Genomic DNA, 2,909 nt, shown 5'->3' on the forward strand with positions numbered 1-2,909 from the left:
TGGCCGAGGCCCATGCCCGCGGCTTCCGGGTGATCATCGACCTTCCGCTGAACCACACCTCCGACCAGCATCCGTGGTTCCAGGAGTCACGCAAGGACCCGGATGGTCCCTTCGGCGACTTCTACGTGTGGAGCGACACGGACGAGAAGTACGAAGACGCCCGCATCATCTTCGTGGACACGGAGGAATCCAACTGGACCTTCGACCCCATCCGCCGGCAGTTCTTCTGGCACCGGTTCTTCAGCCACCAGCCCGACCTGAACTTCGAGAACCCCAAGGTCATTGACGCGCTCTTCGACGTCGTGCGGTTCTGGCTGGACCAGGGCATCGACGGCTTCCGGGCGGACGCCATCCCGTACCTGTTCGAGGAGGAGGGCACCAACTGCGAGAACCTGCCGCAGACCCACGAATTCCTCCGCCAGCTGCGCCGGATGGTCGATGAAAGCTACCCGGGCCGCGTGATCATTGCCGAGGCCAACCAGCCGCCCGCCGAAGTGGTGGAGTATTTCGGCACCGAAGAGGAACCGGAATGCCACATGGCGTTCCACTTCCCGATCATGCCGCGGCTGTACTACGCGCTGCGGGACCAGAAGGCGTCCCCCATCATCGAGACGATGAAGGACACGCCGGACATTCCCGAAGGTGCCCAGTGGGGCACGTTCCTGCGCAACCACGACGAACTGACGCTGGAAATGGTCACCTCCGACGAACGCGCCGCGATGCTCGGCTGGTACGCGCCGGATCCGCGCATGCGCGCCAACATCGGCATCCGGCGCCGGCTGGCCCCGCTGCTGGATAACTCCCGCTCCGAGATCGAGCTGATCAACGCCCTGCTGCTGTCCCTGCCGGGCAGCCCGTTCCTGTACTACGGGGACGAGATCGGCATGGGGGACAACATCTGGCTCGAGGACCGTGACGCGGTCCGCACCCCGATGCAGTGGAACCCGGACCGGAACGCCGGGTTCTCCAGTGCCGACCCGGGCAAGCTGTACCTGCCGGTGATCCAGTCGCTGGTCTACAACTACAGCATGGCGAACGTGGAGGCCGAGGCCGCACATTCGGGGTCCCTGCTGCGCTGGACCCGCCAGATCCTGAGCGTCCGCAAGAACCACCCCGCCTTCGGGCTCGGCGGATTCAAGCATGTGGAGGCTGACCACGACGTCGTCCTCGCTTACCTGCGTGAGCTCCCGGAAGGCAACACCGCCGGCGAGGACGCCGAGACCATCCTGTGCGCCTTCAACCTCTCACAGCACCCCGTGGCTGCCACGTTGCGGGTGCCGAACTTCGCCGGCCGCGGCCTCCGGGACGTCTTCGGCGGCCAGGCCTTCCCGGCCATCGGCGATGACGGAACGCTGACGCTGACCCTGGGCAGCCACGATTTCTTCTGGTTGCGGATCCGTTCCGCCGCCTCCAACCCGGCATCCCCGTTCACACAGGCGATGCCCGTCCTGTCCATCGAGGGTTGAGATGACGCGACCAGCCCTTGCCCCGGCCTTGAGCGGACTGCTTGGCGCCTGGCTCCCGCGCCAGCGATGGTTCCCTGTCAAGACCGCCGAGTTCACCTTCGAACCGGCGGGCGGCCTGCGCCTTGAGACCGCCGCCGGCGGGGCCACGTTCGAGGTGTTGCTGGTCGCGGTGTCCTACCCCACGCCCGGCGGCAGCCGCACCGACGTCGTCCAGGTGCCGCTCAGTTTCCGGCCAGAACCCCTGCCGGGGGCAGAACGCGCGCTGATCGGCGAACTTCCCGGCACCCGCGCTGATGCCGCCCACCAGTGGGTGTACGACGGCGTCCACGACGCCTCCTTCGTCGCCGCCTGGCTGGAGCTCATGCGGCACGGCGCAACGACGCCGTCGGGCAACGCCACCGGCCACCTGGTGGAGTCCGGCTACCGCCTGCCGTTCGCAACAGGCAAGGTCAAGGTCCTCTCGGGCGAGCAATCGAACAGCTCGGTGATCGTCGACGACGAGGACGGCGGCACAGTCGCCATCGTGAAGTTCTTCCGGGTGCTGTCCGAAGGGCAGAATCCCGAGGTTGAAATCGGTGCGGCGCTGACTGCGGGACACACCGCGGAGGTCCCGGCAACCCTTGGCTGGGTGGCTGGCGAGTGGGAGGTGCCGGCGGCGGCAGCAGGGGCGGAGCCATCAGATGCCCGCCGTCCCGCCACTGTCCGTCCCGCCACTGTCCGTCTCGCCTCCGGCGAGCTGGCTGTGGCGCACGAATTCCTCGCCGGCGGACTCGATGCGTGGCGGCTCGCCGTGGACGCGGCCAGCCGGGGGATCGGGTTCGCTGCAGAAGCCCACGCGCTGGGCGCGGCCACGGCCACCGTGCACCGCCGGCTCGCCGAGGCCCTGGGCACAGCCGCCGAATCTGCGCCGGGGCAGGACATCGCGCCGGGAGTAGCCGAGCGCGTCCGTCAGTCCTGGGCCCAGGCCGGCCAGGCCGTCGGGCCTTACGAAGAAGCGCTGAACGGTCTCCTCGGCCGGCTCGAGGGCACCAGCGCAGGCCCGCTCCAGCGTATCCATGGCGACCTCCACCTCGGGCAAATCCTGCAGGTGCCCGGCAGCATGGTCCCGGGCGAGCCGGGGGGCCCCCCGCGCTGGGCCATCCTCGACTTCGAGGGCGAGCCCCTGCGCCCCATCTCCGAGCGCAACTTCCCGGACGTCGCCCTTCGCGACGTAGTCGGCATGCTGCGGTCCTTCGACTACGCCGCCGGAGCCGCGGTCCGCGAAAACCCCGGAGCCGTGGTGCCCGGGACCTGGGTGGATGACTGCGCTGAGGCCTTCCTGGCCGGCTACGCCGACGTCATTCCCGGCAGCATCGACCGCGACTCGCCGCTCTTTGTGGCGCTGTGGCTCGACAAAGCCCTCTACGAAGTCATCTACGAACTAAGGAACAGGCCGGACTGGCT

General features: G+C 68.4%; 1 protein-coding gene and 1 pseudogene. Both read left to right on the top strand.

What is annotated here, in order from left to right:
- Positions 1–1,466 (top strand): maltose alpha-D-glucosyltransferase (gene treS / locus LQV45_RS23650; RefSeq protein WP_230009080.1); only part of this gene is annotated, 1,466 nt, incomplete at its 5' end.
- Between the two features lies 1 nt (position 1,467).
- Positions 1,468–2,909 (top strand): annotated as a pseudogene (locus LQV45_RS23655) (1,4-alpha-glucan branching enzyme); the annotation flags it as partial.

It is taken from the genome of Microbacterium sp. Bi128, assembly GCF_918698205.1.